General features: G+C 72.2%; 21 protein-coding genes. 8 read left to right on the forward strand and 13 right to left on the reverse strand.

Going from position 1 to position 24,697, the window contains the following annotated elements:
• Nucleotides 1–125: 125 nt before the first annotated feature.
• From ACFT2C_RS25620 to ACFT2C_RS25630, 3 genes are all read right to left on the reverse strand, one after another.
• Nucleotides 126–1,457, reverse strand: a complete 1,332-nt coding sequence (locus ACFT2C_RS25620; RefSeq protein WP_377209916.1) for an extracellular solute-binding protein — start codon at nt 1,455–1,457, stop codon at nt 126–128.
• A 70-nt stretch (nt 1,458–1,527) separates the two neighbouring features.
• Entirely contained in the window at nt 1,528–3,645 is a 2,118-nt protein-coding gene (locus ACFT2C_RS25625; protein ID WP_377209917.1) for a glycoside hydrolase family 36 protein, read from the reverse strand.
• 84 nt (nt 3,646–3,729) lie between these two features.
• Nucleotides 3,730–4,740: a LacI family DNA-binding transcriptional regulator gene (locus ACFT2C_RS25630; protein ID WP_377209918.1), complete on the reverse strand. Its 1,011-nt coding sequence runs from the start codon at nt 4,738–4,740 to the stop codon at nt 3,730–3,732.
• A gap of 300 nt (nt 4,741–5,040) precedes the next feature.
• Between ACFT2C_RS25630 and ACFT2C_RS25635 the strand changes: the two genes are divergently transcribed.
• The gene (locus ACFT2C_RS25635; RefSeq protein ID WP_377209919.1) at nt 5,041–7,704 is read left to right on the forward strand and encodes a hypothetical protein; all 2,664 of its coding nucleotides are present in this window, start codon (nt 5,041–5,043) and stop codon (nt 7,702–7,704) included.
• Between the two features lie 92 nt (nt 7,705–7,796).
• Here ACFT2C_RS25635 and ACFT2C_RS25640 read toward each other — a convergent pair whose 3' ends face one another.
• From ACFT2C_RS25640 to ACFT2C_RS25665, 6 genes are all read right to left on the reverse strand, one after another.
• Nucleotides 7,797–8,696: a ketopantoate reductase family protein gene (locus tag ACFT2C_RS25640; RefSeq protein ID WP_377209920.1), complete on the reverse strand. Its 900-nt coding sequence runs from the start codon at nt 8,694–8,696 to the stop codon at nt 7,797–7,799.
• 94 nt (nt 8,697–8,790) lie between these two features.
• Nucleotides 8,791–9,717, reverse strand: a complete 927-nt coding sequence (locus ACFT2C_RS25645; protein WP_377209921.1) for an ABC transporter substrate-binding protein — start codon at nt 9,715–9,717, stop codon at nt 8,791–8,793.
• The gene (locus ACFT2C_RS25650; RefSeq protein WP_377209922.1) at nt 9,714–10,514 is read right to left on the reverse strand and encodes an ABC transporter permease; all 801 of its coding nucleotides are present in this window, start codon (nt 10,512–10,514) and stop codon (nt 9,714–9,716) included. Before ACFT2C_RS25650 ends, ACFT2C_RS25645 begins: the two co-directional genes overlap by 4 nt.
• Complete coding sequence (locus ACFT2C_RS25655; RefSeq protein WP_377209923.1) at nt 10,511–11,161, reverse strand: ABC transporter permease; 651 nt, start codon at nt 11,159–11,161, stop codon at nt 10,511–10,513. Before ACFT2C_RS25655 ends, ACFT2C_RS25650 begins: the two co-directional genes overlap by 4 nt.
• Nucleotides 11,158–12,285 carry an ABC transporter ATP-binding protein gene (locus ACFT2C_RS25660; RefSeq protein ID WP_377209924.1) on the reverse strand — a complete coding sequence of 376 codons (1,128 nt, stop codon included), beginning with the start codon at nt 12,283–12,285 and terminating at the stop codon, nt 11,158–11,160. Before ACFT2C_RS25660 ends, ACFT2C_RS25655 begins: the two co-directional genes overlap by 4 nt.
• Nucleotides 12,282–12,986 (reverse strand): IclR family transcriptional regulator, encoded by a 705-nt coding sequence (locus tag ACFT2C_RS25665; RefSeq protein WP_377209925.1) that lies wholly within the window; start codon nt 12,984–12,986, stop codon nt 12,282–12,284. The genes ACFT2C_RS25660 and ACFT2C_RS25665 overlap by 4 nt, the downstream gene beginning before the upstream one ends.
• 190 nt (nt 12,987–13,176) lie before the next feature.
• On the opposite strand from ACFT2C_RS25665, the gene ACFT2C_RS25670 reads away from it, so the two are divergent.
• Nucleotides 13,177–14,598: an aromatic amino acid ammonia-lyase gene (locus ACFT2C_RS25670; protein WP_377209926.1), complete on the forward strand. Its 1,422-nt coding sequence runs from the start codon at nt 13,177–13,179 to the stop codon at nt 14,596–14,598.
• Between the two features lie 35 nt (nt 14,599–14,633).
• On the opposite strand, the gene ACFT2C_RS25675 is transcribed toward ACFT2C_RS25670, so the two are convergent.
• Complete coding sequence (locus ACFT2C_RS25675) at nt 14,634–15,869, reverse strand: low temperature requirement protein A (protein ID WP_377209927.1); 1,236 nt, start codon at nt 15,867–15,869, stop codon at nt 14,634–14,636.
• Nucleotides 15,870–16,012: 143 nt separating this feature from the next.
• On the opposite strand from ACFT2C_RS25675, the gene ACFT2C_RS25680 reads away from it, so the two are divergent.
• Nucleotides 16,013–17,188, forward strand: a complete 1,176-nt coding sequence (locus tag ACFT2C_RS25680; protein WP_377209928.1) for a GTP 3',8-cyclase MoaA — start codon at nt 16,013–16,015, stop codon at nt 17,186–17,188.
• A 114-nt stretch (nt 17,189–17,302) separates the two neighbouring features.
• The gene (locus ACFT2C_RS25685; protein WP_377209929.1) at nt 17,303–18,616 is read left to right on the forward strand and encodes a glycosyltransferase family 4 protein; all 1,314 of its coding nucleotides are present in this window, start codon (nt 17,303–17,305) and stop codon (nt 18,614–18,616) included.
• Here the strand turns inward: ACFT2C_RS25685 and ACFT2C_RS25690 are convergent.
• Nucleotides 18,582–19,001: a molybdenum cofactor biosynthesis protein MoaE gene (locus ACFT2C_RS25690; protein WP_377209936.1), complete on the reverse strand. Its 420-nt coding sequence runs from the start codon at nt 18,999–19,001 to the stop codon at nt 18,582–18,584. The two genes, ACFT2C_RS25685 and ACFT2C_RS25690, sit on opposite strands and share 35 nt — an antisense overlap.
• A gap of 32 nt (nt 19,002–19,033) precedes the next feature.
• Nucleotides 19,034–20,272 (reverse strand): gephyrin-like molybdotransferase Glp, encoded by a 1,239-nt coding sequence (gene glp / locus ACFT2C_RS25695; RefSeq protein WP_377209930.1) that lies wholly within the window; start codon nt 20,270–20,272, stop codon nt 19,034–19,036.
• 157 nt (nt 20,273–20,429) lie between these two features.
• Between glp and ACFT2C_RS25700 the strand changes: the two genes are divergently transcribed.
• A complete protein-coding gene (locus tag ACFT2C_RS25700; RefSeq protein WP_377209931.1) occupies nt 20,430–21,068 on the forward strand; it encodes a hypothetical protein in 639 nt (212 codons plus the stop codon).
• Nucleotides 21,069–21,120: 52 nt separating this feature from the next.
• Here ACFT2C_RS25700 and ACFT2C_RS25705 read toward each other — a convergent pair whose 3' ends face one another.
• Nucleotides 21,121–21,606 (reverse strand): dsRBD fold-containing protein, encoded by a 486-nt coding sequence (locus ACFT2C_RS25705; protein WP_377209932.1) that lies wholly within the window; start codon nt 21,604–21,606, stop codon nt 21,121–21,123.
• A gap of 131 nt (nt 21,607–21,737) precedes the next feature.
• Here ACFT2C_RS25705 and ACFT2C_RS25710 point away from each other — a divergent pair, with 131 nt between their 5' ends.
• The 3 genes from ACFT2C_RS25710 to ACFT2C_RS25720 all read left to right on the forward strand — a co-directional run bounded on the left by ACFT2C_RS25710 (nt 21,738) and on the right by ACFT2C_RS25720 (nt 24,657).
• On the forward strand, nt 21,738–22,739 hold the full coding sequence (locus ACFT2C_RS25710) for a S66 peptidase family protein (protein WP_377209933.1): 1,002 nt from the start codon (nt 21,738–21,740) through the stop codon (nt 22,737–22,739).
• 164 nt (nt 22,740–22,903) lie between these two features.
• A complete protein-coding gene (locus ACFT2C_RS25715) occupies nt 22,904–24,121 on the forward strand; it encodes a Fic family protein (protein ID WP_377209934.1) in 1,218 nt (405 codons plus the stop codon).
• 113 nt (nt 24,122–24,234) lie between these two features.
• On the forward strand, nt 24,235–24,657 hold the full coding sequence (locus tag ACFT2C_RS25720) for an Hsp20/alpha crystallin family protein (protein ID WP_377209935.1): 423 nt from the start codon (nt 24,235–24,237) through the stop codon (nt 24,655–24,657).
• The last annotated feature ends 40 nt before the right edge of the window (nt 24,658–24,697 follow it).

Genomic DNA, 24,697 nt, shown 5'->3' on the forward strand with positions numbered 1-24,697 from the left:
CCGGGGGCGCCGGGTTGGGTCGCGGGGGGGTTATGGGGGCCGGGGGGTTGGTGGGTGGGGACCCGTACCGCCCTGGGCGGGGGGGCGGGGCCGCCTGGGGGCGGCCCGGCACCCGGTGGTCTGGGTCAGAAGCCCTCGACGCCCTGGGCGCGGGCGAGCTGGGCGAACTGGTCCTGCGTCTGCTGGGCCACTTCCTCAGGCGTGGTGGTGCCCTGGATCATGTCGGCCAGGTAGAGGTACAGGTCGGGGTTCGCCACGGCGAGCGCCTGCATGGATCCGACCGACTCGCCGAGCGACGCGTGCGCGTCGAGCAGCGCCTGCGGCACGGAGTCCGGCGTCGGGACGCCGTCCTGCAGGGAGATCGTGTCGCGGTCCGCCACGAAGTCGGCGTACCCGTCACCCAGCCAGTATGCGAGCAGCTGTCGCGCGGCCGCCTCGCGGTCGGCGTCACCGGTCTTGAACGCGACCAGGGCGTTCGACTGGTCGGGGATGAAGGTGCCGACGTTGCCGGTGGGCGAGATCGGGAAGAAGCCGATCTTGTCGTTGAGCTCGGCCGTGTCCGCCTTGGCCTGGAGCTGGCCGAAGAACGAGTTCACCTGGACGGCCATGGCGGCGTCCCCGGCCAGGAGGGCGTCGGCCTGGTCCTCGAACGTGGCCGTCTTGATGTCCTTGTTGAACAGACCCTCGTCGATGAGGTCCTGGTAGCCCTGGATCGCGCCGAGGATCGTGGGGTCGGTGAACTTCTCCTCACTGGTGTTCACGCGGTCCCAGAGGCCGTCCTTGGCGGCGTCGGCGAGCTGGACCTGGACCCACCACTGCGTGGCCCACTTGTCGCCGCCCATCTCGAAGAACGGCGTCTCCCCGTCGGACTTCAGGGCGCGGGCGGTCTCGAGGAAGCCGTCCCAGTCGGTGGGAGTCTCGGTGATCCCGTGCTCGGCGAACACCTCCTTGTTGTAGTACACGCCCTCGACGGCGGGGCTGGTGATCAGGGCCGCGTAGCGGGTGTCGTCCAGGATGCCCGTCATGTCGGCGAGGTCGCCGCTGTACGAGTCGACCCAGGGCGCGTCGTCGAGCGGCTGCAGGTTGGTCGGCGCGTTGAGCGCGGTCAGCATCGAGGCGGTGGGCTGCCAGAACGCCAGGTCGGGCAGGTCGCCGGTGGCGACCTTGGTCTGCACGCCCTGCTCGTACGGGTCGGGGATCGTGACGACGTCGACCTCGGCGCCGGTCAGCTTCTCGAACCCGGCGACGACGGCGTCGGGCACGGTGTTGGAGTTCTGCGCGGCCCAGATGGTGAGCTTGGTGCCCGTCAGGTCCGTGTCCTGCGCGGGCCACGCCTCGGTGGCGCCCGAGTCGCCGCCCGTGTCGGCCCCGCCGGTGCCGGCGGTCGGGTCGCTGCACCCGGCCGCGAGGAGGCCGACGGCGACAGCCGCCGTCGTGATGGTCAGATACTTCTTCATATCGACTCCTTGGATGGTCACAGTCTTCTCCGACTGCGGGTCGTGCGGGGCCGCCGTGCGGCCCCGGTGGTCAGGTGAGCCCGGCGTGCCGGACTCGCAGGACGCGGGCCTGTGGGCCGGCGGGGATGCGGAGCTGGACGGGTCCGTCCGTGTCTCGCGTGACGTGCCATCCGTCGTCGGGCGGCCCATAGGCGATGTCGACCGCTCCCGCGGGAAGGTCGAGGTTGATGGCCGTGGCCTCGGCCCCGCGCCACCAGACGACGACGAGCGACTCGTCGGCGCTGCGCAGTCCGGCGGCCACCAGCGGCGCGCTCCAGGTCGGAAGGCCCAGCGGCCAGAACGGGACGGAGTCGACCAGCTGCGACGTCCACTGCTTCGCCAGTTCGACGCCCCGCGCGACGAGCGCCGTCTGCCCGGGCGTCATCTCGTCGAGCTTGCCGGAGAGGTAGAGCCGGCCGGCGAGGCCGGTGCTCATGGTGAAGACGATCTGCTCGTCGGTCATGTCGGGCTGGGGGTAGGCCCAGTTCGCAGCCTGCTCGGGAAGGATCCCGACCAGCGCCCCCGCCGCGATCGGCGGGTAGAGCAGGGGGTTCTGCTGGTCCGACGTCGACTGCAGGTCGAGCCGCGACAGCAGCGCGTAGTCGGAGCGCATGGCGCCCGACGCGCAGTTCTCGATCACCAGGTCGGGGTGGCGCTCCAGGACGCCGTCGATCCAGTCGAGGTGCGCCCGGTTCTGCTGGAGCAGGCCGTCGCCCGGGCTGTCGGCGCCCAGGTCAGTGCCCGCGCCGGGCGTGACGTTGTAGTCGAGCTTGAAGTAGCCGACGCCGAAGTCCTCGACCAGGCGGTCGACCACCTCGTCGAGGTGCTTGACGACATCGCGGTGCCGCAGGTCGAGCAGGTGCCTGCTCTGCTCGGTGATCCGCACGCCGTGGCGCTGCAGGAACGCCTCGTCCGGCAGGCTCTCCGCCAGAGGGCTGCGCACGCCGACAACCTCGGGCTCGAGCCACAGCCCCGGCACCATGCCGCCCGCGCGGATCGCGTCGACGACCCGCCGCAGGCCGCCGGCGGGAAACCGCGACACGGACGGTTCCCAGAGGCCGACGGAGTCCCACCAGTCGCCGCCGTCGTCGTACCACCCGGCGTCGATGCAGAAGTACTCCGCCCCGGACCGGGCCGCGGCGTCGACCAGCGGCAGGAGCTTGGCTGTGGTCGGGTCGCCCATGAGGGTGTTCATGTAGTCGTTGAAGACGACGGCGGGCCGGCGCGGGGTGCGGCGCAGCGCCCGGCGGTGCCGGGTCATCTCCGCCAGCGCCTCCTGCCAGCCGTCCGACGCCGCGAGGGATACCTGGATCGACTCGAACGACTCGCCGGCGTCGAGCACCCGAGTCCAGGCGTGGTCGTCGTCGGTGGGACCGAACAGGCCCAGGACGAGCACCTCTTCGTCGCTCGCGTCAAGGCGGACGCCCAGCTCGGCGCGCCATGCGCCGTTGTGCTCGACCTGCCACGCGAGGCCGGGACCGCCCTCGGCGAGGAGGACGCCGGACGGGTTGTACCGCCCCGACGACCACGAGCCGGTGCTGACCAGGCTGCGGGCGCCCCGGGCGTCCTGGTGCTGGTGCGCGGGCAGGTCGAGCCCGACGAGCCCGTCCTGGCCCGAGAGCCGCGTCCAGGCCCAGCGGTTCTCGCCGACCCACTCGCTGTGGCCCTCCAGCGAGAGCGTGTCGGCGACCGGCGCCGTGCCGACCGGGCGGCCGATCATCAGCGACGAGACGGCCTGGAGCGCGACCGGCACGGACCCGTCGTTGCGGACGGTCGTCCACGACTGCAGCGAGCTGCCCCCCTCGCGGACCCGGAGGTGCGAGGTCACGTGCAGCCCGGTGACGGCGTCGCCCTGGAAGACCTGGATGTCGGTCCAGCCGTCCGCCGACGTCACGTCGTGGCCCAGGACCCGCAGCCGCGCGCCGATGGCGGTGGCCGTGTTGCGGGTGTTGGCGCTGGCCCGCCCATGCCCTACCGCGAGGATCTCGACGAGCGGCTGCGTCGGCGTTCCCGCGCCGCCGCTCGTGGCCAGGCCGGCCGGGGCGTCGTCGGGCAGGACGAGCGCCAGCCCGTCCGGGTCTTCGGCCCAGAGGATCACTCGCGTCGCTGCGGAGCTGTGGTTCGCCGTCGTCGGCTGGCTTCCTTGCACGCCGCTATGAAAGCGCATATCAGAACTGAGCGCAAGACCCCTTTCAGATGGCTTGTTTGGGCGCGCGGCGGGGCGCAACCGCTTTCAGGCGGGGTGGACGGCGCGCGGCGCCGCCGAGGACCTCAGGATCAGGTCGGGCACAAAACGCACGGACGCGGGGACGGTCCCGCTGTCGATCTGCGCGTTGAGCAGGTGGAACGCCTTCTGGCCCAGTCGGACGAAGTCCTGCCGCACGGTCGTCAGGGGCGGGGTCCACAGGTGGCTCAGCGGATGGTCGTCGAAGCCGATGACGCTGACGGCCTCGGGGACGCTCTTGCCGGCGTCGGTCAACCCCTTGGTCAGCCCCATCGCGAGCTCGTCGTTGCCACACAGCACCGCCGTCACCTCGGGATCGAGCGCGAGCCTCGTGCCGGCGTCGTAGCCGGAGTCCGGCGCCCAGTCGGCGTAGAGCACAGGCGGGACGGGCACTCCCGCCTCCGTGAGCGCGTCGCGCCAGCCCAGCATGCGGGCGCTCGGGCGGCCGGGCGACGGGATCGCCACGTGGTGCACCGTGTGGTGGCCGATCTCCAGGAGGTGCTTCGTCGCGCGGGCGGCGGCGAAGCGGTCGTCCATGAACGCGTGCGCGACCTGCTCGTCCGCCGGCCGGCCCGAGGCCGCCGCCACGACCGGCAACCACGGCGGGATCGCAGCGAGCGCGGCCACGCCCGGTGGGTCGTACTCGAGCACGATCGCGCCGGCCATCGGCTGGCCGAGCGCGTGGTCGATCGCCGCGTCGACGGTGCGCTTGTCGTCGGTCTCGACGACCGAGATGACCACCATGTAGCCCGCCTGGCGCGCGGCCTCCTCGATGCCCTGGATGGTCGAGGCGTAGCCGTACCGCGTCGTGTCCCCGGCGAACACCGCGATCATGGGCTGGCCGCCGGTGGCCAGCGCCCGGGCAGCGCCGTTCGGCCGGAACCCCAGCTCCTTGATCGCCGCCATCACGCGGGCGCGGCGTTCGGGGCCGACCGGCACAGAGCCGCTGAGCACGCGGGAGACGGTCGGGACCGAGACACCGGCGACGCGTGCGACGTCGGCGATGACAGGCGGCTTCATGGGGCGATCAGGTTCCACAGGCCCAGGTTACGTGGAAAACGCTCGATCACGGAGATCGCCCTTGCCAACTCGGATGATTGACGCTTTCATATTCCCGGCGCCACGTCTTCGACGCGACCGCCGCCCTTCTCCCAGCCCGGCGACGTTGCCATGACTTCGCGACGTCGCGGGGCGCACGGGGGACTGACCGATGGTCCCGATCCACGAAGGAGTGGAACACAGGTGAGAATTCCTGATAGCGCAGATCAGACTCGGCCCGAAGGCCGATCCAGGCGGCGGCGAGGATGGACCGGCATCGCGGTGACAGCACTTGTCGCGACCACCCTCACGGTCGCGCAGCCGGCGATGGCGGACACCGACGTCCTTACGGTGGACTTCGGCGCCACGACCGGCGCCTTCCGTGGCGGCGCGACCGGCACCCTCTACGGTTTCGGCGACATCGGCGTGCCGACGTCGGCACTCGTCGACGGCGCGCACATCACCAACTCGTCCCAGCGCGCCCCGTACGGCACCCAGCACCCCAGCGGCGACGCGCTGCGGGTCGAGGACGGCTTCTTCGCCAAGCATGGCGAGGAGCTGGCGATCTACATCCAGGACTACTACCCCGACTGGGCGTACAACGGCGGGCGGCGTCCGGGGGACACGCGCACCTACGACCAGGCGACCGGCACGTTCACCAACCAGGCGAACGGCGTGTGGGACTACCTCGAGATCGTGGAGTTCGTGGCCGAGGCCGTGGCCACCCAGTCCGACCACCCCGAGGGCTATCTGTTCATCCCGTTCAACGAGCCGGACGGCGGGAACTGGTACCGGAACTGGGCGACCCAGCGCGAGCAGTTCCTCGGTGACTGGTCAGCGGTCCACGCGAAGATCCAGGAGGTGTGGCAGGCGCACGGGCTCGGGCAAGCGCGCATCGGCGGCCCCGGAGACGCCAGCTGGCAGCCCGAACGGTCCGCCGACTTCCTCGAGTACACCCGGGACGACGGCACTCTGCCGGACGTGTTCATCTGGCACGAGCTGGGCATCAACAACCTCGCCACGTACCGGACGCACTTCGCCGACTACCGCGCGCTCGAGCAGCAGCTGGGCATTTCGCCGATCCCGGTCAACATCACCGAGTACGGCATGTTGCGGGACATGGGCGTGCCCGGACAGCTCGTCCAATGGTTCTCCATGTTCGAGGACACCAAGGTCGACGCCCAGACCGCCTACTGGAACTACGCCGGCAACCTCTCCGACAACACCGCCCGGCCGGGCGGCGCCAACGGCGGCTGGTGGATGTTCAAGTGGTACGGCGACCTGGCCGGGTCCCAGACCGTCCGCGTGACGCCGCCCCAGCCGAACGTGGTCGACACCCTCCAGGGCATCGGGGCGATCGACGCGGCCAACCGCCGCGCGACCGTGCTCTACGGCGGCACCGACGACGATGTCCAGGTCGACCTGCGCGGCCTCTCCTCCGCCACCTTCGGCACTGCCGTCGACGTCGAGGTCCGCGAGGTCACGCTCACCGGCGCCGAGGGACTCGCCGGCACGCCGCGCGTCGTCCAGGCCCTGGACGGGGTTGCAGTCGCCGGCGGCAACCTGAGCCTGACGGTCCCGACCTACGACCGGTACGCCGCCTACCAGGTGGTCGTCACCCCGGCGCAGGACCGGGCGATCACGGCCGACCCGGTCTGGTCGACCAGCGTGGAAGCCGAGGCCACCCAGCTCACCGCCGCCACGGCCTACGACCAGAACCCCCAGGCGGGCGGGGGCTGGAAGTTCCTCGCCTCGGGGAGCACCGACGTCGGTTCGTTCAACCAGCCGACCTCCAAGGCCGACTGGACCGTCACCGTGCCCCGCACCGGCACCTACCGGTTCCAGGTCATCGGCGCCACACCGGGCACACCCGGCAGGCACGCGCTCTTCGTCGACGGCTCCAACCGCACCACGATCCAGTACACGGCCGACCTCGCGCTCAACGCGACGTCCAAGTGGCAGTACCGAGGCAGCGCCGAAGTCTCGGTGTCGCTCACCGCGGGGACGCACGTCCTGTCCGTCCGGGCGAGCCAGAACGGCACCCAGGTCCTGCCGAACTCGGACATCACGCTGGACAAGTTCGTCCTGACCGACGTCACCGACGGCGAACCTACCGCGTACCCCGCGAGCACCCTGCGCTACTACGGTGGCGCCGGCCTCGGGTGGCAGTCGGGTACGCGCGGCTTCGGCGGCATCGGCGGCGCCGGCCAGCGGGCCGATGCCTACCTCACCGCGATGGAGACCGGCTACTACGACGTCGCGGTGGAGTACTACACCACCGGGGCATCCGACCTGCGCCTGAGCCTCGGGGGCCGCACCCTCCCGGCGGTACAGGTCCCGGACGGCGGCAACCGCCGCACCACGTTCCGCTCCCACCTGACCGAAGGCATCAACGAGCTCGAGCTGCGGTCGAACCAGGGAGTACGTGTGAAGTCGGTGACGGTCACCCGCGCGGCGGGCGGCGATGCGGCGGCGTCGACCTTCGAGGCCGAGCGGCTCACTCGCAACGGGAGCGCCGCCGTGGTGAGCGTGAGCTCGTCGTCGGGCTCGAACGCTTCCGGCGGCCAGTACGTGGGATGGGTCGGCAAGGGGAGCAACAACTACGTCTCGATCCCCCGTAGCGGCGGATTCGCCGCTCCCGGCAACTACGACCTCGTCATCCACTACGCGAACGCCGAGACGGCGGGTGCGCACGCCTACAACCCGCAGGTGGTCGATCGTCAGGTCGTCGTGACGGAGGGCACGGGGGCGACGCCCGTAGGGTCCGCGTTCTTCCGGTACACGTACTCGTGGACCAGCTTCTGGCAGCGGACGGTGCCCATCACGCTGACCACGAGCACCGGCGGCATCCGGCTCGGGAACCCCTCGGCCTGGGCCCCTGACATCGACAAGGTGACCGTCGCCCCGCTGCTAGCCGGACCGCCGACCACCAGCCGGCTGCCCTAACCACCCGGCCCCGTTGAGTGCTGGGTATTTGCGGCTTTCGGGCCCAGAAAACCGCAAATACCCAGCACTCAACGGGTAGGGGTGGGAGTCGGTCAGGATGGGGTGGCTACTCGGGTGGTGATTCTGGTGACGACGTCGTCCAGAGTCGGGGTGGGGATGCCGTGCGTCGCCGCGCGACGGCGGACGGCGCCACCGATGGCGTCGAGCTCACCCTCACGGCCGGCCTCGATGTCGGCCTGCAGCGAGGACCGCATCGGCGCCGGGAAGCTGCCCAGGATGCCGGCCAGGTCCTCGCCGGTGGTCGGCACGCCCTCGGCGGTCGCGGTCGCCGCGATCTCGGCCAGCAGGCCGGAGGTCAGGGCGGTGTCGCGGGTCAGCGCGTCCCCGATGCCGGCGGCCCAGGTCGAGGTCAGCAGCGCCAGCGGCGCCAGGAAGCGCAGCTTCTTCCACAGCACCTCGGCCTCGGTCCCGCCGGTCACGACGTCGATCGGGGTGTCCCGCAGCGCGGCGACCAGGCCGAGCTCGGCGGCGTCGGCGGGCACCACCGTCCGCAGCAGGGTGCCGCGGTGCCGGACCAGCGCCGGGCCGAAGCCGCCGGCACCGGTGCGCAGCGTCTCGCCCGCGATGGTGGCGCCGACGACGCGCACGCCGGGCAGCGCCGCCCGCAGGACGTCGAGGTGGTCCAGGCCGTTGAGCAGGGACAGCACCTCGGTGGACGCGGTCCCGGCGAGCAGCCGGGCGGCGTCCGCCACGCCCTCCGCCTTGACCGCCACGATCACGCGCGCGCCGTGCGGGACCTCCGTCGTCGCGGCCAGCGGGGCGTGCCACGCGCCGAACTCGTCGGTCTGCACGTCCAGGCCGTGCTCGGTGAGCTGCCGGGCGGACTTCTCCCGGGCGACCACGACGACGTCGTGCCCTGCCCGCTGGAGCATGGCGGCGACCAGGCCGCCGATCGCGCCCGGACCGATGACGGCGATGAGGTTGTCAGTCATGCGCCTCATCGTAGGCAGCGGCCCGGGAGCTCACGGCGGTGTCCGTGACCGGGTCAGTGGCGGGTGGTCGGGCTCTGCGCAGCTGGCGAGACGGCTACTTCAGCAGGCCGGTGTCGGTCAGCCAGTCCTCGGCGATGTCGGCGAGGGCCTCGCCGGTGGCGGCACGGCCGTTCATCTCGATCAGGTCCTCGGTGGTCAGCGCCGCGGACACCTCGTTCAGCGTCGCGGTGACCGTGTCGTCGACCTTGTCCGTGCGGACGATGGGCAGGACGTTCTCGGCGGCGAACAGCGACTTGTCGTCCTCCAGCGACACGAGGTCGTTCTCGGCGATGCCGGGGTCCGTGCTGAAGATGTCGCCCGCCTGGACCTGCCCGGAGATCAGCGCCGTCATGGTGAGCGGGCCGCCGGCGTCCAGGCTGACGAACTCCTTGAACTTCAGGCCGTAGACGTCCTCCAGGCCGACGACGCCGTTGACGCGCGTCTTCCACTCCGGCGGGCCGCCGAGGGAGATCTCGCCGGCCACCGGCTCGAGGTCGGAGATGGTCTCCAGGTCGTACTTGTCGGCCGTCTCCTGCGTCACCGCGAGCACGTCCTTGTCCTGCGCGTCCGAGGCGTCGAGCATCGTGAGGGTGTCCGGCAGGACCTTCCCGAGCGCGGCGAGCACGTCCTCGGTGCTGCTCGCGGTGGCCTTGGTGTCGAGGTACTTGAGCAGGGAGCCGGCGTAGTCCGGGACGAGGTCGATCGAGCCGTCCTGGACGGCCTCGATGTAGACCTCGCGGCTGCCGATGTTGAACTTCTCGTCGACGTCGACGCCGGCGTCCTGCAGGGCCAGCGAGTAGATGGTGGCGACGAGCTGGCTCTCGGCGAAGTCGGCGGAGCCGATGACGACGCTGGATCCGGAGTCGGCGCCACCAGCGGCGGCGTCCTCGGCGAGCGGGTCGCCGCCAGCGCAGGCGGTGAGGGCGAGCAGGGCGACGCCGGTGAGGCCGGCCAAGCCGATGCGGGCGAAGGAGCGGTTCATGATGTTGCCTCTCTGCTGCTGGGGGGAACGGTGCTGCTGGGGGGAACGGTGCTGCTGGGAGAAACAGGGCGGGGGGAAATGGGGCCTGGACGGGTTGTCCGGTCCCGCCGGAAGCTGAACGCGGACGCCCGGGTCAGGCCCGGCGAGACGACGGCCCGGCCCAGGGCGAGGAACGCGAGCTCCAGCGCGAGGGCGACTATCGCGACGAGGATGGCGCCGGCAGCCATCTGCGTGTAGTCGGAGGAGGCGCGGCCGTCGATGATGTACCGGCCGAGGCCCTTGAGGGAGACATAGGCGGCGACCGTGGCGGTGGAGACGATCTGCAGGGTGGCGTTGCGGACCCCGGACAGGAAGAGCGGCAGCGCGCACGGGACCTGCACGTGCAGCAGGATCTGCGGGCGCGTGTACCCGGTCGCCCGGGCCGCGCCGACGGCGCCCGGGTCCGCGCCCTGGATGCCCGCGACGGTCCCCGCCAGGATGGGCGGCACCGCGAGCAGCACGAGGACGACGATCGTCGGCCCGACGAACGCGAGCTGCGAGCCGATGTGCGGCGCGACGAGCATGACGACGAGGACGAGCAGGCCGAACGTCGGCAGCGCCCGCAGGGCGTTGGCGACGCCGGCCACGAAGAGCTCGCCGCGCCCCGTGTAGCCGATGTAGACGCCGAGCGGGACGGCGATGGCGAGCGCGATGAGCAGGGCGCTGCCCGAGTACAGGAGGTGGTAGCCGACCTGTACGGGGATCGAGTCCTGGCCGGCCCAGTGGGCGGGGTCGAGGAACCAGCCGACGATGTTCATGCGGTCTCCGCCTTCTGCTGCCATGGGGTCAGGGCCCGCGTGCCGAGGTGGACGAGCACGTCCAGGACCACGGACAGCACCAGGCACAGCACGATCCCGACGACGATCGGCAACGTCAGCCGGAGCGAGAACCCCTGGGTGAAGAGCGACCCGAGCTGCGGGATGCCGAGCAGGGCCGCCATGGTCACGATGCTCACGTTCGAGACGACCGCCACGCGCAGGCCGCCGCCGATCGCCGGCACGGCCACGGGCAGCTCCACGTGCAGGAGCCGCTGCCAGGCGCGGTAGCCCATCGCCGTCGCGGCCTGGACCGTGTCGTGCGGCACCGACGCCAGCCCGTCCGCGATGACCCGGACCAGCAGCGCGACGCTGTAGACCGTCAGCGCGACGACGACGTTGAGAGGGTCCAGGATCTTGGTGCCGAGCAGCTGGGGCAGGAGGACGAACAGCGCTATCGACGGGACGGTGTAGAGCAAGCCCGAGGCGCCGACGATCAGCGGGTAGACGCGCGGTGACCGCGACGCCCACCACGCCAGCGGGATGGCGATGAGCAGGCCGAGCACCGTCGGGACGACGCTGAGCACGGCGTGCCACGCGGTGAGCTCGCCGAGGCGGGCCGCGTTGTCCGCGATCCAGTCGACGATCATCGGGCGACCCCGGCTTCCCTCTCGCGGCCGATGTGCCGGAGCACCTCGTCCGTCGTGACGCTCCCCCGCAGCCGTCCGTCCGGGCCCGCGACGAGGCCGCGCCTCGTGGGGCTGGAGAGGGCGGCGTCGAGCAGGTCGCGCAGGCTGCCGTCGGCGCGCGCGACGGTCCCCGAGAAGTCGACGTGGTGCTCCTCGACGACAGCGCCCACGGCACGCAGGTCCACCCAGCCGAGCGGCGCGCCGGCGTCGTCCACGGCGACGCACCAGTCGTCGCGCTGACCCGAGTCGGTCGAAGGTCCGACGCCGCCGCCGTCGGCCGGACGGTCGCCGACCCGGACCGTCACCTCGTCGGCGAGCTCGACGGACGCCGTCGCTCCGACGAAGCCGAGGGCGCGGTACCCGCGGGAGGCGCCGACGAAGTCCGCGACGAAGGCGTCGGCCGGGTGGGCGAGCAGCTCGGCCGGGGTCGCCACCTGGGCGAGCGTCCCGCCCTCCCGGAAGACGGCGACCGTGTCGCCCAGCTTGAGCGCCTCGTCGATGTCGTGGGTGACCATCACTATCGTCTTGCCGATGTCGCGCTGCAGCTCGAGGAAGGAGTCCTGGAGCTGGGTGCGGACCACCGGGTCGACGGCGCTGAAGGGCTCGTCCATGAGCAGGAACGGCGGGTCCGTCGAGAGCGCCCGGGCGACCCCCACGCGCTGCTGCTGCCCGCCGGAGAGCTGGTAGGGGTAGCGCGAGGCGTGGCGCTCGTCGAGGCCGACCTTCGCCAGCAGCCCCAGCGCGCGGGTGCGCGCCTCCTTCTTGCCCGCGCCGAGCAGGCGGGGCAGCGCGGCGACGTTGTCGACGACGGTCCGGTGCGGGAACAGGCCGGCGCTCTGGATGACGTAGCCGATCTTGCGGCGCAGCTCGATCGCGTCGACCGACCGGGTGTCCTCGCCGTCGAGGCTGACCACCCCCTCGGTCGGGTCGATCAGGCGGTTGATCATCCGCATCGACGTCGTCTTGCCGCAGCCCGACGGGCCGACCAGCACCGTCAGCCGGCCGCTCGGGGCGTCGAAGGTGAGGTCGTGCACCGCGTGCGTGCCGTCGGGGTACACCTTGGAGACGTGCTCGAACGTGATCATGCGGTGGCTTCCTTCGGGTAGTTGGCGTCCGGGTCGCCGGCGGGCCCGGCGGCCGGGCCGCCGAGCTCCGACGAGAGGGTGGCGACCTCGGCGGCGAGCAGGCCCCCGTAGCGGGACTCGTCGTCCGCCCCGAGGCGGTAGCTCGGGACGACCAGGCTCAGGGCGGCGACCACGCGCCGGCCCACCCGGATCGGCGCGGCGATCGCGGTGACGTCGCTCTCGACGCCGCTCCGCACGAGCGCCCAGGACCCGTCCGGGACGGCGCCGGTGAGGGCCTGCCCCGCGGCCGTGCCGTCGAGGGGGATCGTGCCGCCCACCCAGCTCCGGTGCCGGATGTTGTGCGAGCCCTCCACGATGGCGATGTAGAGCGCGGTCTCGTGGTGGCCGACGCTGCTGAGGTACACGGACTCGCCGGTCGCCTCGGCGAGCGTCTTCATCGCGGGGCGCGTGAGGTCGATGAGGGACTCGTTGCTCAGGGCCTGCGCGCCGAGCTGGATGATCCGGCCGCCCGGGGTGAACGAGGCGTCCTCGTCCCGGCGGACGAACCCCGCGCCCTCCAGCGTGCGCAGCAGCCGCAGGGCGGTGCTGGGTGCGAGCCCGGTGGCGCGGGCCGCCTCGGAGAGGTTGGCCCGCCCCTGCTCGCAGACGACGGCGAGAAGTGCGAGCACCCGCTCGGCTGTCCTGGTCCCGGCCTCTGCCATGTCTGGATCCCTCCACGCGTCGCGTTCCTGGTGTCTTCCTCCAGCGAAAGTAGGGGCGGGGCGTTTTCAGCACATCGCCGCCTCATTGCCACTGTGTAAAACCCACTTGCCACTGGACGGCACTGCGCCGACCGGCACAATGGCAGGTGCACGGCGAACGCAGGCACGGGAGAGCACGAGGAAAGGGGCTATGCCGATGATCGAGCTGGGCGGGAGCGCGGGACTGGCGGACGTGGTCGCCGTCGCGGACGGCGGGCGCGTACGCGTGCCCGACGCCGCGATCGAGGCGGTGGGCCGGGCGCACGAGCTGACGCGCCGGCTCAGCGCGGAGGTGCCGACCTACGGCCGGACGACGGGCGTGGGCGCGAACAAGTCCGCCGCCGTCGTCGACGACGCCGCCGCCCACGGGCTCCGGCTCCTGCGCAGCCACGCGGTGGACGCGGGCCCGGAGCTGCCCGAGCGGGCGGTGCGGGCGATGCTCGCCGTGCGGCTCAACCAGCTCTGCGCGGCCGGATCCGGCGTGGACCCGGCGGTGCTCGGCGCGCTGGAGGGGATGCTGAACGGGAACGCCCTGCCCACCGTCCGAGCGCACGCCTCGATCGGCACCGGCGACCTCGGCGCCCTGGCCGGCACCGCTCTGACCCTTATGGGCGAGCGCCCGGCCACCGGTCCGCTCGAGCCCATGGGTCCCTGGAGCAGCGACAGCGCGCTGCCGTTCATCAGTTCGAACGCCCTCACGATCGGCCGCACCTGCCTCGTGGTCGACACCCTCTCCCGGCTCGACCGCGCCGCCGCCGCCGTCTACGCGCTCAGCTTCCGCGGGCTCGACGGCAACACGTCGGTGCTCTCCCCCGCCGCGGTGCGGGCCGCGGCCGCGCCCGGGGTGGATGTGGTGGCCGAGCGGGTGCGGCGGCTGCTGGAGCCAGCCGTGGAGCCGGCCCGGATCCAGGATGCGTTCGGGCTGCGCACCTTCCCGATCAGCCAGGGCGCCTTCACGCACGCGCTCGGGACGTTGGCCGAGCAGGCGGGCCGGGTCCTCGGCGTCGCGCAGGAGAACCCGCTGTTCGACCTCGCAGGTGAGACGGTGGTCCACCACGGCGCCTTCCACCAGGCCGCGCTGGGGCTGGCGCTCGACGGCTGCAACCTCGCCCTCGCACAGACCGGGCCGCTCGTGATGTCCCGGATCGCGATGATCAACGAGCCGGCCCTCACCGGGCTCCGGCCGTTCCTCGCGACGGGCCAGGAGGGCGCATCCGGCCTGATGATGGTCGAGTACGTCGCCGCGAGCGCGCTCGGCGAGCTGCGCGCGGCGGCGCAGCCCGCCTCGCTCGGATCCGTCGCACTCTCCCGCGGCGCCGAGGAGGACGCGAGCTTCGCGTCGCAGGCAGTCGTCCAGGCCGAGCGGGCGGTCGACGCCTACCGGACCCTGCTCGCGTGCGAGCTCGTCGGCGCCGTGCGGCTGCTCCGTCAGCGCGGCGTCGTGCTGCCGGCGGGACCGCTGGGCGACGCGTTCGAGCTGGCCGCCGCGCTCCCGTCCGACGACGTCGACCGGGACCTGCGCGACGACCTCGACCTCGCCCAGAAGCTGCTCGACGCGCTGGCGTGGGTCTAGGTGTGTTCGGACCGGGGTGTCGGACGCGTCCGGGACTAGCGGCCTTGGGTGGACGTGACAGGCAGCGCAGACGGCCGCGCGGCTGACTCCGCGACAAGCGTCGCCGCCAGGAGCGCGGCCACGACCGCGAGTGCCGCCATCGGCGGCACGACCACCAGTAGCGGGATCGAGGCCGCTACGGCAAGTGCTCCGACGACGCGCCACGTGGACCAGCCCAGGCCGACGAGCCTGGCGAACAGGGCAGTCGAGGCGAGGTAGATCGCAAGTCCGCTGCCGAGAGCGGAAGCGCCGAACCATCCGTAGCCCTCGACATCGTGGACGTGTGCCATCGCGTTCTCCACGCCGAGCGCCGCAAGGATGATCCCGGCGACTATCGGCGTATGACCGTAGGTGAACGCGTCGCTGGCGAGGGTCACCCGCGCGGAACCGGAGAGCCCATCGAAGGCCGCTTCCGCGGCGCTGCCGATGCGTGCGAAGTAGGCCTGCCACAGCAGCACGGAGATCGTGACCGCGAGCACGGTCCCGAGCATGATGGCGCCGTCGATCGGCTCCCTCGCGACGCCCACGCCGATCGCCACGATCGACTCGCCCAGCGCAAGGATGACGACCAGGCCGTGCCGCTCCACCCAGTGCTCGACGGACCGCAGGCGCCAACCGCCGCCCCCTCGTGCGCCCGCGTAGATGAAGGCCAGGTCCCACAGGAGTGCCGCCAGCCAGATCCACGTCTGCGCAGGCCCTCCCACGAGCGCCCCGAAGGTGAGCCCGATCACCGCGGGCGCCGTCGAGATCAGCTGCGTGACGATGACGCGGCGGCGCAGCTCCTGATCATCGCCCGCGACCATCACGTACAGCGAGGCGTGGATGGCCCGCACCATCGTGTACGCGATGACCAGCACGAGCGGTCCGTGCCAGCCGCCGGGCAGGTCGTCGTAGGACTCCGGGATCGCCAGCGCCACGATGAATATCCCGACCATCGCCGCGGGCAGGCCGACCCGCAGAACACCGTGATCGGCGGCCGCATGATTGCCGAGCCACGCATAGGCGCACCACGTCAGCCAGAGCAGCCCGAGCACGACCAGCGCCTGCAGCACCCCGAGGGCGCTGTGCGTGTCGGCCATCAGATGGCTCACCTGGGTGAACGCGAACACATAGACGAGGTCGAAGAACAGCTCGAACGCCGTCACGCGGCTCGACGCTGTCGCCGCGGTGGATCGCTTCCGCAGGGCCGCGGCAGGCGTGCCCGCTGAAGGGCCGCTGGAGTCGTTCTGCATGGGCCTAGCCTGCCCGAGAACGGCCGCGGTCATCGACGGATGCGGTAAGCCCTGAGGGAACACCACGGCGCAGGTCCGCCGGGCCGCGGGTCGGCAAGCGGTCGTTCCGCCGAGCACAGTCGGTGCTGGACTACTCTCGAGGGATGGCCGCTGTCACTCTTGGGATCCCGTCGGTGCGAGGCGTGCCCCGGCGCGCCGCCGCCCCCGGCGGCAGGCCACGCCCCGAGACCCCGCTGCTCGTCGACCGGTACGGGCGCGTCGCCCGCGACCTGCGCGTCTCCATCACGACGGCGTGCTCGCTGCGCTGCACCTACTGCATGCCGGCCGAGGGCCTGCCGCTGGTGCCGCGCGACGAGCTGATGACGCCGGACGAGATCGGCCGGCTCGTCGGCATCGGCGTGCGGGACCTGGGCATCCGCGACATCCGGTTCACCGGCGGCGAGCCGCTCATGCGGCGCGACCTGGAGCAGATCATCGGCGCGGCGCGCGCGGCCGCGGACGAAGGGATGGCCTCGCTGCGCGGCGGCACGACGTCGGGTGGCTCGACGGCGGGCATGCCGACGTCGGGCGGCCAGGCAACAGCCGAACGCGTCCGCATCGCCATGACCTCGAACGCGCTCGGGCTGGACAAGCGCGTGGACGCGCTGGTCGCGGCGGGCCTGGACCGGGTCAACGTCTCCCTCGACACCGTGGACCGGGAAGCGTTCGCGACGCTGACCCGGCGCGACCGCCTGGACGACGTGCTCAAGGGCATCCGCGCGGCGCTTGCCGCGGGACTGGCGCCGGTCAAGATCAACGCGGTGCTCCTGCCCGAGACCCTGGAGGGCGCCGCCGACCTCCTCGCCTGGGCCGTCGAGCACGGCTGCAACCTGCGCTTCATCGAGGAGATGCCGCTCGACGCCGACGGGCAGTGGACCCGCGACGACGTCGTGACCGCCGCCGACCTGCTGGGCGTCCTGGAGTCCCGCTTCACGCTGACCCCGGCGGGCCGCGAGGACCCGTCGGCCCCGGCGGAGGAGTGGCTGGTCGACGAGGGCCCCGCGACTGTCGGGATCATCGCGTCGGTGACCCGCTCCTTCTGCGGGGCCTGCGACCGCACCCGCCTGACCGCTGAGGGCACCGTCCGGTCCTGCCTGTTCGGGAACGAGGAGACGGACCTGAAGGCGCTGCTGCGCAGCGGCGCCACGGACGACGAGGTCGGCGACGCGTGGCGCGCCGCCATGTGGGCCAAGCCCCGCGCGCACGGCAGCGACGCCGTCGAGCTGGCGCCGGACGCATTCGCCGCCACCGAGCGCAGCATGGGCGCCATAGGCGGCTGACCATCCTGGTTGTGGGCGTGATCGTTGCTGCTACCTGCCCGTCTTAGGCGCAACGATCGCGCCCACAGCCAACGGTGGTCAGGCTCGCCGTCCCGGGCGTGGTTGAATTCCGGCGTGATAACAGCGACCGAGCGGCCGCAGCGCATCATGATCGTGACCGACGCCTGGGAGCCGCAGGTGAACGGTGTCGCCACTGCGCTCTCCCGGACGGTCACCGAGCTGCGCCGGATGGGCTGCACGGTCGAGGTGGTCACCCCCTGGGACGGCTACCGGACGATCCCCCTGATCACCTACTCCGAGATCCGCGTGCCCATCCTGGCCCGCGACGACGTCGAGCGGCGCTTCCTGGAGTTCGCGCCCGACGCCGTGCACATCGCCACCGAGGGCCCGCTCGGCTGGTACGCGCGCGCCGTCTGCGACCATTTCGGCTTCCCGTTCACCTCCAGCTACCACACCCAGTTTCCCGAGTACCTGAGCGCGCGCTGGTCGTGGATCCCGCTCTGGGCGGGGTACCGGTACATGCGCAAGTTCCACGACAAGTCGGGGCGCGTGCTGGTCGCGACGCCGACGATGCGCGAGCAGCTCACCCACTGGCGCATCCGCAACGTGACGCCGTGGAGCCTCGGCGTGGACACCGAGCAGTTCCACCCCCGGCGTCGTGCGGCGAGGCCCGACACGACGAAGCCCGACACGACGAAGCCCAACGCGGCCGCGGCCGGCGCGCCCGGCCCGGCGAGACCCAGTGGCGTGTACCGCGACCTGCCCGGCCCCGTCTTCCTGTACGTCGGCCGGCTGGCCGTCGAGAAGAACGTCGCGGCGTTCCTCGCCCTGGACCTGCCCGGCTCGAAGGTGGTGGTGGGCGACGGCCCCGCCCGCGCCGACCTGGAGGCCGCCTACCCGGACGCGCACTTCCGCGGCCGACGCTCGGGCGACGACCTGGCCCGGCACTTCGCCGACGCCGACGTGCTCGTCTTCCCGAGCCGCACCGACACGTTCGGCCTGGTCATCCTGGAGGCGATGGCGTCGGGCACCCCCGTGGCCGGCTTCGACGCGCCCGGCCCGCGCGACCTCATCCCGGGGTCCGGCGCGGGCGCCGTCGACGACGACCTGCGGGCCGCCTGCCTCGCCGCGCTCGACTGCTCCCGTGAGGACACCCGCCGGTACGCCGAGCACTTCTCGTGGCGGGCGTGCGCCGAGACGTTCTACGCCCAGCTCGACGTGCCGCCCCCGCCGGTGCGGGAACGCATCTGGCGGCGCGGGATCCAGCGCCTGCCGAACCTCAGCCTGAGCATGCCGACGCTCACCATGCCGACGCTGACGATGCCGACCCTGACCATGCCCAGCCACGGAACCGACACGATGCGCCGCGCCGCCACCCGGGTGCACCGGCTGGTTACAGACCGACCCATTCGGACTCGCCGTCGGTGAACCGCTGCTTCTTCCAGATCGGCACCTCGGCCTTGATCCGCTCCACCAGCAGCGAGCAGGCCTCGAACGCCTCCTTGCGGTGCCCCGCCGACGCCGCCGCCACGAGCGCGACGTCACCGACCTCGAGGTGGCCGTACCGGTGGGTCGCGGCTACGCGCAGGCCGGTCTCGGCGGCCACCGCCTGGCACACTCTTCGCAGGACGGCAGTAGCGTCCGGATGCGCCTCGTAGTCGAGGCTCGTGACGTCGCGTCCGCCGTCCTCGTCGCGGACCACGCCGCGGAAGGTGACCACGGCCCCGCACTCGGGCGCGGCGACCGCGGCCTCGACGGCTCGCCCGACGGCGTCGTCCAGCACGTCCTGCGTCACGCGCACGGCCTCGTCCACAAGCACTCCCTCGTCGTCCCTCGGGTGCGGCGTCACAGCGGCCACGTCGTCACCTCGGCACCCGGTTCGAGCGTAGTCGCGGCGGAGGGGACGTCGATCAGCACGTCCGCCGCCGCCATCGACGCCACGAGGTGCGAACCCGGCCCGCCGACGACCGCGACCCGCGCCGCCGCGCCGTCGTGGCGCACCCAGCGGCCGCGCAGGAGCTGCCGCTTCCCGGCCGGCGAGCCGACGGCGCCGTCGAGCACCGCGGGGACCTGCTCGACCGGCGGCAGGCCGCCCGCGCGCCGCAGGACGTCGCGCAGGAACACCACGAACGAGACCTGCGCGCTGACGGGGTTCCCGGGGAACGCGAGCACGGGCGTGCCCCCGATCCGGCCGAAACCCTGCGGACCGCCGGGCTGCATCGCCACCGAGCGGAACGTCACCTCCGGCAGGGCGTCCTTGACCACCTCGTAGGCGCCCTGGCTGACGCCGCCCGTCGTGAGCACCAGGTCGCACAGCGCCGCCGCGCGCTCGAGGGTCGCGCGCACGACCTCCGGGTCGTCGGGGACGGTCAGGCGCAGGTCGACCCGCCCGCCCGCGACCTGGACGGCGGCGACGAGCGCCGGCCCGTTGGCGTCCCAGATCTGGCCGGGCCCGGGCTCGCCGTCCGGCGGGACGAGCTCGCTCCCCGTAGACACGACGGCCACCGAGACCGGCACCAGGACCGCCAGCCGCGAGATGCCGCACGCGGCCGCCGCCGCCACGTGGTGCGGCGCGAGCACCGTGCCGGCGCGCAGCACGACGTCGCCGGCGGCGACGTCGGACCCGGGCTCCCGCACGAACTCCCCCGCGGCCCGGCCCCGCGCGATCTCGACGGTCGCCGCCAGGTCGCCCGAGGACTCGTTGAAGGTCACGTGGTCGGTGTCCTCGACGGGGATCACGGCGTCGGCGCCGTCCGGCACGGGGGCACCCGTCATGATGCGGACCGCGGTGCCCGGCTCCAGCGGGGCCGGCTCGCCCGGCGCGGCGGCGACGTCGCCCGCCACGGGCAGGGTGACGGGCGCGCCCGGGCCGGCTACTGCGACGTCGGCCGCGCGTACCGCGAAGCCGTCCATCTGCGAGTTGCGGAAGCGGGGCAGCGGGCCGGGCGCCACGACGTCGCGCGCCAGCACCCGCCCGAGCACTCCCCGCTGGACGGACATCTCCTCTTCCGCCCGGTCGGAGAGCCCTGCGAGGAGCTCGGCGACGTCGGCCCGATGCTGTTCCACGTCTACGCGATCGCCCATGACCGCAACTTATCTCGGAACGCCGCCCCACCCCGAGCACGGCCCCGGGGTGACCACAGGTCTGGCGGGTGTGTTGCTCCGCGTAGTCGTTGTCTACCGGGAGCAACACACCGGCAGAGGTATGTACTCCCCCGGAGCCACGGGGCGAGAATCGATCATGCACATCCATGCGCTGAGCAACAACGGGACCACCCCCGACGGCGCCCTGGTCCGCCGGGACGCGCAGACGCCCGACGGCCTGCGGGTGCTCGACTCGGTGCTCGCCATGCGCCCCACGCCCGACGTCGTGCTGCGGGCCCGGCAGCGCGTCGAGTATGACGGCGACGTCCGCCGCTGGGTGCGCTACTCCCTCCAGCGCGAGCCCGGCGGCGTGGACGTCGCGTTCGAGCGCGCCGAGCTGCCGCCCGGGGTCGGGAACGGCGTGCCGTCGTTCGCCCGGTACCTCCTGGTGCTGGAGCTCGCGACGGTCGGCGCCTGGGTCGAGTACACCCAGCTCGACGACGCGGACCCGACCCGCACCCAGCACGCCCTCCTGGTCCGCACCGACACCCAGCCGCTCATCCTGCCCGACGGCGTCTCGACGTCGGCGATGCGCATCGACCAGCTCCTCGACGGCAGCCCCGCGAACGCGTTCTGGTGCGACAGCTTCGGCGTGCTCCAGGCGGACTACATCGAGACGTTCCCCGACGGCACCCAGCTCACCGGCGTCTCGTGGCGCACCACCTGGGAGGGCATCGAGCCGTGGCTCGACGCCGAGGTGCGCGCCGCCCTGGACGCGTCGGGCATCCTCGCTTAGCCGCCGCCCTGGCCGCCGTCGATGCCCTTGCCGTGGCGTCGGCGCACCCGTACTACCTGTGCAGGTGCGCCTTGTGCCCGATGGCGGCCGAGACGTCCGCCTCGGCCACGGTGAGCAGCCGGTCGGCCAGCCGCCGCAGCGCCCGTCCGGCAGCGATCTCGTCGCCGATCAGCGGAACCTCGGGGTCCCCCGGTGCCTTCCTGGCATGTCCGACGGCGCGCAGCGCGTCCGGCGGACCGCTCATCACGGTGGCCTCCGCCGTCGTGCTGCCGCCCGACTCGACCACGGTGATCCGCACGTCCCAGGTGAGCGCCCGGGCCTGCCGGGCCTCCCACTCGGCCGAGCCGGCCTCGACCTGCGCGTCGACTATCGTGTCCGCGCCGGGGTACACGAGCGTCTCCTCGCCGGTGTCGGACCATCTCACCCGGTAGGGCGGCGAGCCGTCGCCGTGGGGGGTCTCGGTCACCACGCCGTCCCGCACCGCGCCGCCGACCACTCCCGAGGCGGTGACTATCCGGTCGCCCACTGCTGCCTTCATCGGGTCCTCCTCGCGTCGTTGCGTTGCTTCCATCATCGCCCCGCGCACCCCCGGCTGTCAGACGTACCCGGGAACTCACCCGACATCAAAATACGGAGGTCGACGCCGGGAGCCCCACCTAGGCTGCGGGCATGCCAGCGCACGTACAGCCCATCGTCCCGCCCAAGCTCCGCCACGGCGACACCGTCCGCGTGATCGCGCCCGCGAGGTCGCGGACGATGATCATGGAGCACGACAACACCAAGTGGATCGACGAGCGGTTCGCCGCCATGGGACTCACCCTCACGTTCGGTGAGCACGTCGACGAGGACGACCAGTTCCGCAGCGGCTCGATCGAGCACCGCGTGGCTGACCTGCACGCCGCGTTCGCCGACCCGGCCGTCGCGGGGATCCTCACCGTGATCGGCGGGTTCAACAGCAACGAGCTGCTCCCCTACCTGGACTTCGACCTCATCGCGGCGAACCCCAAGGTCCTCTGCGGCTACTCGGACATCAGCGCGCTGCAGAACGCGATCCTCGCCCGCGCCGGCCTGGTCACGTACTCCGGCCCGCACTGGTCGAGCTGGGGCATGCGCGACCACTTCGAGCCCACCGGGGACTGGTTCCGCGCGGCCGTCATGGACGACACCCCGATCGCCGTCGAACCGTCGCAGGCCTGGACCGACGACCCGTGGTTCGCCGACCAGGACGCCCGCACCCCCGTCCCGAACGAGGGCTGGTGGGCGCTGCGCCCCGGGCGGGCCTCCGGCCGGATCGTCGGCGGCAACCTCGGCACGCTCAGCCTGCTGCAGGGCACCGCGCACATGCCGTCGCTCGACGGCGCGCTCCTCTTCCTCGAGGACGACTTCGAGTCGGACGCCGCCCACGTCGCGCGGCAGCTCACCTCGCTGCTCCAGCTGCCCGACGCCGACGGCGTCACGGGGCTCGTCGTCGGCCGGTTCCAGAGCAGCTCCGCCGTGACGCGCGAGGCGCTGGACGAGATCGTCGCGCGTCAGCCCGCGCTGCGCGGCAAGCCCGTGCTGGCCGGCGTGGACTTCGGGCACACGAGCCCGCTGCTCACCTTCCCGGTCGGCGGGACGGCGGAGGTCGCCGTCGGCCCGGTCGAGGCCAGCCTGACCATCACGCGGCACTGACGCCCCACATGTCAGGCGCTCAGATCACCGGAATGACCTGAGCGTCTGACGTCCGTGAGGAGGCGGCACCGAGGGTGCCGTAAGTCAGACTTCGCGCGAGTTATTCTGAGTTACGCTACGTAAGTCAGAATAACTCCGTCCTAGTCTGAGTTGTGGGAGCCTCCATGCCCGAGTCGATCCGCCTCGAACCGCACCGCTCCGTGGTGGCCCCCTGGGAGCAGTCGGTGCGGGGCGGCACCGCTGACGACCGTCGGCTGAGCGAGGTGACGGTACGCCTCCCCCCGCACATCGCAGACCTTGATCTGGTCGCCAACGCTCATCTCACGAGCCGCCTCGAAGTCGCCCTCCGCGAGATCGCGAACCTCGACCATGCGCACGGTGCGCATCTCGACGCGCTCTCCGCTCTGCTGCTGCGCAACGAGTCGGTCGCCTCGTCCAAGATCGAGCACGTCGAGGCCTCGATCGACGACTTCGCGCGAGCCATGCACGGCATCCGGGCGAACGAGTCGGCTACGTCGATGGTGGCCTCGACGCACGCGCTCGAGCACCTGATCGCCTCGGTGGCGGGCGGTGCAGACCTGACGCTGACCAACATCCACCGAGCGCACGCCGCGCTCATGGCCGACGACCCGTACGAAAAGGACTACGCGGGCCGGTTCCGCGACATGCAGAACTGGATCGGCGGTTCTGACTACTCGCCACGGGGGGCACTCTTCGTGCCCCCACCACCTGAGACCGTCGACGCGTATATGAACGATCTCGTGCGGTTCGCCAACCGGGACGATCTCAGCGCGCTGGTCCAGGCCGCGGTCGTGCATGCGCAGTTCGAGTCCATCCACCCGTATACGGACGGCAACGGGCGCATCGGGCGGGCGCTCGTCAACACGGTCCTGCGCCGTCGCGGCGTCACTTCCCGAGTCGTCGTCCCGTTGGCATCCGCCCTGGTTGTGCACCGCGAGGAGTATTTCGACACCCTGAACTCCTATCGCGACGGCGACGCAGGGCCGGTCGTCGAGGCTTTCACGGTCGCGGCTGTGATCGCCGCGGAAGAGTCGCGAACCACTGCGGACCGGTTCTCCGCAATGCCGGAGGAGTGGGCTACGGCAGCAGGCCGGCCTCGGCGAGGAAGCACCGCCGCCGAACTGCTGACCGCGCTACCCGCCCATCCTGTCTTCTCGACAGAAGACGCGGAGGACATGACCGGTGGGGCGACATCGACGGTGTATGCCGCGATCAGCCGCCTGCACGACGCCGGAATCATCAGACCGCTCACGGATCGCACGCGGAACCAGGTCTGGGGCACGGTCGCTCTGCTCGACGAGCTCGGAGACCTGGGCCTCCGCATAGGAACCCGCGCCCGGACCGCTCGAACACGGCCCTGAAGCATTGCCGGGACCCCAGCGCAGAACTCGCCGTCCGCCGTCGGCGAACCCGGAAATTGAGTCGGGTCGACTCAGGTTGAGACTGACATCAATCCCATCCGGAGGAGAACATCATGACCACCGTTCTGACAACCCGTTCCCCGTTCGCCCGCACCTGGCTCCGCGACCCGTGGAGCGCGCAGTTCGCCGCCGCCGAGGGCCCTGTGCCCGCGGCCGACGTCTACCGCGAGGGCGAGGACCTCGTCGCCCGCCTCGACCTGCCGGGCGTCGACCCGGCCAGCGACATCACCGTCGAGGTCGAGGGCCGCAAGCTCGTCGTGCGCGGCGAGCGCAAGGACCAGCGCTCGGAGGAGTCCGAGGGCCGCCGCATCTCGGAGGTCCGCTTCGGCGCCTTCCGCCGCACCGTCACGCTGCCGAGGACCGTGGACGGCGACGCCGTCAGCGCCTCCTACGACGCGGGCGTGCTGACGGTCACCGTGCCGGGCGCCTTCGCCGGCACGACGCCGCAGCGCATCGAGGTCACCACCGCCGCCTGATCACCTCAGCCGGCTACCCGACGGCGCCCGACCGCAACCC

It is taken from the genome of Promicromonospora sp. NPDC057138, from assembly GCF_042670845.1.
GTDB lineage: Bacteria > Actinomycetota > Actinomycetes > Actinomycetales > Cellulomonadaceae > Promicromonospora.